3 protein-coding genes are annotated in these 4,963 nt (G+C 60.3%); all 3 read right to left on the bottom strand.

Annotated features, from left to right (window positions below; all coding sequences use genetic code 11):
• Nucleotides 1-339 precede the first annotated feature (339 nt).
• Genes GDJ93_RS06355 through GDJ93_RS06345 form a run of 3 tightly spaced genes read right to left on the bottom strand, consistent with a single transcriptional unit; the run spans nucleotide 340 to nucleotide 4,547 of the window.
• Complete coding sequence (locus GDJ93_RS06355; RefSeq protein ID WP_152068171.1) at nucleotides 340-2,259, bottom strand: ABC transporter ATP-binding protein; 1,920 nt, start codon at nucleotides 2,257-2,259, stop codon at nucleotides 340-342.
• On the bottom strand, nucleotides 2,252-4,048 hold the full coding sequence (locus GDJ93_RS06350; protein ID WP_152068170.1) for an ABC transporter ATP-binding protein: 1,797 nt from the start codon (nucleotides 4,046-4,048) through the stop codon (nucleotides 2,252-2,254). Before GDJ93_RS06350 ends, GDJ93_RS06355 begins: the two co-directional genes overlap by 8 nt.
• The gene (locus GDJ93_RS06345) at nucleotides 4,041-4,547 is read right to left on the bottom strand and encodes a MarR family winged helix-turn-helix transcriptional regulator (protein ID WP_117770394.1); all 507 of its coding nucleotides are present in this window, start codon (nucleotides 4,545-4,547) and stop codon (nucleotides 4,041-4,043) included. Before GDJ93_RS06345 ends, GDJ93_RS06350 begins: the two co-directional genes overlap by 8 nt.
• Nucleotides 4,548-4,963: the final 416 nt, after the last annotated feature.

The following is a 4,963-nucleotide window of genomic DNA, read 5'->3' as shown; positions in this document are numbered from 1 at the left end:
TATCGAGTGGTACAGGGACGGCAAGCTCAAGAAGGACCTAGGATGGAAGACCATTAGGGAGTATCGCGAGGAGAGAGGCCATGCGGCATAGCGCCGCGACATGGTCCGGAAAAACGTCCGAGGTCCCCTGCGTCCCATTTTGGGCCCGAAAAGTGGGATACGGTTTCCGGCCGGCATGAAAAAGCCTCCGCAGCTCGTGTGGCTGCGGAGGCTTTATTCGTTGCGGCGCATTGTGTTTGGGTCGCTGAGATGAGTCGATTTGCCCCGAAAGAGGAGGGCATTGACCTTAGGGTCATGCCCGACGAATGAGCGGCAAATCGGCCATCTCGGCGAGCCGAACTACTCCAGCTCAAACGCTCCGGTATAGAGCTGGTAGTAATACCCGCGCTTGGCAATCAGCTCGTCGTGGTTGCCGCGCTCGATGATGCGGCCGTGATCCAGACAGATGATCGCGTCGGAGTTGCGCACGGTGGACAGGCGGTGCGCGATGACAAACGTCGTGCGGCCTTCCATGAGCTTGTCCATGCCGGCTTGCACGATGGCCTCGGTGCGGGTATCGATGCTCGACGTGGCCTCGTCCAGGATCATCGCCGGCGGATCGGCGACGGCGGCGCGTGCGATCGAGATCAGCTGGCGCTGGCCCTGCGACAGCTGGGCGCCGTTGCCGGTGAGCATCGTGTCGTAGCCGTCGGGCAGGCGGGTGATAAAGTCGTCCGCGCCGGCGAGCTTTGCTGCCGCGATGCACTCCTCGTCGGTGGCATCCAGATTGCCGTAGCGGATGTTATCCATCACGGTGCCGGTGAACAGGTTTACGTCCTGCAGCACCACGCCCAGCGAGCGGCGCAGGTCTGCCTTGCGGATCTTGTTGACGTTGATGCTGTCGTAGCGAATCTTGCCGTCGGCGATGTCATAGAAGCGGTTGATGAGGTTGGTGATGGTCGTCTTACCGGCACCGGTGGCGCCGACAAACGCGACCTTCTGGCCCGGCTTGGCAAACACGGACACGCCGTGCAGCACCTCGTGGTCGGGCGTGTAGCCAAAGTCGACGTTGTCCATGACCAGGTCGCCACGCAGCGGCACGTACTCGATCTCGCCGGTTGCGCGGTGCGGATGTTTCCACGCCCACATGCCAGTGTGGTGGTCGGCCTCCTCGAGCTGCCAGGTATCGGGGTTCACCTGAGCGTTGACAAGCGTCACATAGCCTTCGTCGGCTTCGGGCTCCTCGTCGATGAGCTCAAAGATACGGTCGGCGCCGGCGAGGCCCATGACCACGGCGTTGATCTGCTGCGAGATCTGGCCGATCTGTCCACAGAACTGCTTGGTCATGTTGAGGAACGGCACCACGACGGCGATGGACAGCGCCATGCCCGAGATGCTCAGGTTGGGCACGCCCAGCGCTAGGAAAATGCCGCCGGCCAGTGCGACCAGCACGTAGAGCAGGTTGCCCAGGTTCATAAGGATGGGCATGAGGATGTTGGCGTACATGTTGGCCTTCTGCGAGACCTCGAAGAGCTTTTCGTTGCGCTCGTCAAAATCGGCTTCGGCGGCAGACTCGTGGCAGAATGCCTTGACGACCTTCTGGCCGTTCATGACTTCCTCGATATGGCCCTCGACAACGCCGAGCTCGGTCTGCTGCGCAATAAAGAAGCGCGCGGAGTTGGAGCCGAGCAGCTTGGTCATAAAGGTCATAAAGGCGACGCCGGCAATAATGACCAAGCACATCCACACGCTGTAGTACAGCATGATAAAGAACACCGTGACGATGACGATGACCGTCATGAGCAGGTTGGGCAGCGACTGGCTGATCATCTGGCGCAGCGTGTCGATGTCATTGGTGTAGTGGCTCATGATGTCGCCGCGCTGGTGCGTGTCGAAGTAGCGGATCGGCAGGTCCTGCATGCGGTTGAACATCTTCTCGCGCAGCTTCTCCAGCGAGCCCTGCGTGACGATGGCCATGGCGCGGTTCCAGAAGAGCGAGGACAGGATGCCGATGCCGTAGATGCAGGCGAGGGTGGTCACGAGCTGTGCGATCTTGGGCTGCGCGGCTCCCCAATCGCCCGACTGCCACGATTCGCTAATAATCTGCAGGGCGCTCTGAAGGAAGGTCGCGCCGATGGAGTTGATGATGGCGCAGAGCACCACGCCGGCGACGACGAGGGGCAAAAGCACGGGGTAAAAGCCAAAGAGCGTCTTGATGAGGCGCGACATGGTGCCGCCCTTGCGGTTGAGCGCGCGCTCGGCGGTCGTTGCCTTACTCATGTGTCTCGCCTCCTTCCTGGGTCTGAGCTTGCGTTACGGATGCCTCGGTGTCGGCCTCGGCAGACATCTTGTTCTGCGAGGTAAAGGTCTCGCGGTAGATCTCGCTCGTCTTGAGCAGCTCGTCGTGGTTACCGATCTGCGCGATGCGGCCGCCCTCCATGACGATGATGCGGTCTGCGTCCTGCACGGAGCTAATGCGCTGGGCGATGATGAGCTTGGTCGTGTTGGGCAGATAGCTTGCCAGCCCTGCGCGAATCTTGGCGTCGGTCTTGGTGTCGACGGCGCTCGTGGAGTCGTCCAGGATCAAGATCTTGGGGCGACGCAGCAGGGCACGCGCAATGCACAGGCGCTGCTTCTGACCGCCGGAAACATTGGAGCCGCCCTGTTCGATCCAGGTGTCATAGCCCTTGGGGAAGCCGTCGACAAACTCGTCGGCGCAGGCCAGATGCGCGGCCTCGCGGACCTCTTCGTCGGTGGCGTTCGGGTCGCCCCAACGCAGGTTCTCGGCAATCGTGCCGCTAAACAGCACGTTTTTCTGCAGCACCATGGCCACCTGGTGGCGCAGGGCGTCCAAGTCGTAGTCGCGTACATCCACGCCGCCCACGCGCACGGTACCCTCGGTGGCGTCGTACAGGCGGGCGATGAGGTTTACGAGCGTGGACTTGGCCGAGCCGGTGCCGCCGATGATGCCGATGGTCTCGCCGCTCTTAATGTGCAGGTCGATATCGTCGAGCGCCTGGCGCTTCGCATGCGCGGAATACTTAAAGCTCACGTGGTCAAAGTCGATGGAGCCATCGGCGACCTCGAGCACGGGCTCGGCGGGATCGGCGATCGTGGGCTCGGCGGCCAGCACCTCGGTGATGCGGTGCGCCGATTCGTCGGCCATGGTCACCATGACAAAGATCATCGATAGCTGCATCAGGCTCATGAGGATTTGGAAGCCATAGGTAAAGATCGAGGAGAGCTGGCCCACGTCGAACAGCGTGCCCTGGCTCGTGATGATGAGCTTGGAGCCCAGGTAGATGATGACGACAAACGCGCCGTTGACGCAGATGTTCATCATGGGGTTGTTAAAGGCAAGCAGCTTCTCGGCGCGGGTGAAGTCCATCTGGACGTCGCGTGCGGCGGTCGCGAACTTCTCCTTCTCAAAGTCTTCGCGCACGTAGCTCTTGACCACGCGCATGCCGGTGACGTTTTCCTCGACGGACTCGTTAAGGGCGTCGTACTTGTGGAACACGCGCGAGAAGATGGGACGCACCTTAAAGATGATAAAGAACAGCCCAAAGCCCAGCAGCGGAATGATGACCAGGTAGACCATGGCGACGCTGCCGCCCATGATAAATGCCATGGTAAAGGCGAAGATCAATACCAGCGGCGCGCGCACGGCGATACGGATGATCATCATAAAGGCCTGCTGCACGTTGTTGATATCGGTGGTCAGGCGCGTGACGAGCGAGGAGCTCGAGAACTCATCGATGTTGGCAAAGCTGAACGTCTGGATCTTGTAGAACAGGTCGTGACGCAGGTTCTTAGCGAAGCCGCAACTCGCATGGCTGCAGGTAACGCCGGCAGCGGCGCCAAAAGCAAGCGACGTCAGCGCGATGAGCACCAAAAAGCCCGCGGTGGGAAGCATCTCGGCTACGGTGGTGCCATCTTTGATGGCGTCGATCAGGTTGGCGGTGATAAATGGAATCAGCATCTCGCAGAGCACCTCGCCAAGCACGAGCAACGGCGTGGCAACGGTGACTTTTATATAGTCGCGGATGCTGCCCATGAGGGTTTTAATCATCCAGTTCCTCCCAGGTTACACGGATTTTCTCGAGCATTTCGGCGAGCTGCTCGCGCTCGTCGTGGGTGAGGGCACCAAAGGCCTGCTCTCTAAAGCGAATGCGGGCTGCCTGGTCGATGCGGGCGTTTTCCCGGCCGGTTTCGGTCAGGCGAATGGTGAGCTGCCGTCGATCCTTGGGGTTACGGCTGCGCTCGATGAGGCCGTTGAGCTCGAGTTTGGACAGGATCTCGGAAAGCGACCCCGGCTTGAGGTCAAAGTGCATGCCGAGTTCCTGCTGCGACATCTCGCCGCCGGGTTGCTTGGCCAGCAGGCAGATGATGGGCGCCTTGCCGGACACGCCTCCGCCATGAAAATGCATGTAATGGCCGCAAAAGCCCAGGCCATTGAGGATGCGCTTGGCAAGCTTGTCTTCTGAGCTAACCGCTTCGGGTGCATCCGCCGGCTGTGACGGGTCGCCGCCGGGCTCGTGCGAACAAAGGTTAAGAGGTTCATCGCACATGAATTAGTGTTGCTCCTTTCTTTAGTTAGGTAGTGGAATTGTTTTGTGCCTAACCAATCTAGGAGCATGAGAAATGAATGTCAAGGTACCAAACTAGTGGTTACGCGGTTTTACCAAACCGCGTAACGGCTCGACGCTGCAAACCCGCCAGAGCGGCAATCTGGCGTTCAATCGTCGGGCATGGCCACAAGGCCTATGCCCTCCTCTTTCACGCCACCTTGCTCGCCTAGGAGCGTTTTCGCTGTCCGTCCTCAACCTGTGATTCCGGCACGGTCCGCTTCGGTAGTCGTTGGGTGTTCCTATAGTTTTGTCAACCGTCGGGGCTACTCCCGGTAAGGCACCCGGTCGCGCATCACGGCGTATATCGCCCTGAGCCGCTTCCTCGCGACGGCCTTGAGCGCCCGCCCGTGCCCCAT

It is taken from the genome of Collinsella aerofaciens, from assembly GCF_902501475.1.
GTDB classification, from domain to species: Bacteria; Actinomycetota; Coriobacteriia; order Coriobacteriales; family Coriobacteriaceae; genus Collinsella; species Collinsella aerofaciens_AL.
Note: the sequence above shows the minus strand (reverse complement) of the source record. Positions and strands in the feature narration are given on the sequence as shown.

Bases quoted from the DNA above. Each gene is read 5' to 3' on its own strand.
- GDJ93_RS06355 (WP_152068171.1), bottom strand. From the start codon at position 2,259: ATGAGTAAGGCAACGACCGCCGAGCGCGCGCTCAACCGCAAGGGCGGC.
- GDJ93_RS06350 (WP_152068170.1), bottom strand. From the start codon at position 4,048: ATGATTAAAACCCTCATGGGCAGCATCCGCGACTATATAAAAGTCACC.
- GDJ93_RS06345 (WP_117770394.1), bottom strand. From the start codon at position 4,547: ATGTGCGATGAACCTCTTAACCTTTGTTCGCACGAGCCCGGCGGCGAC.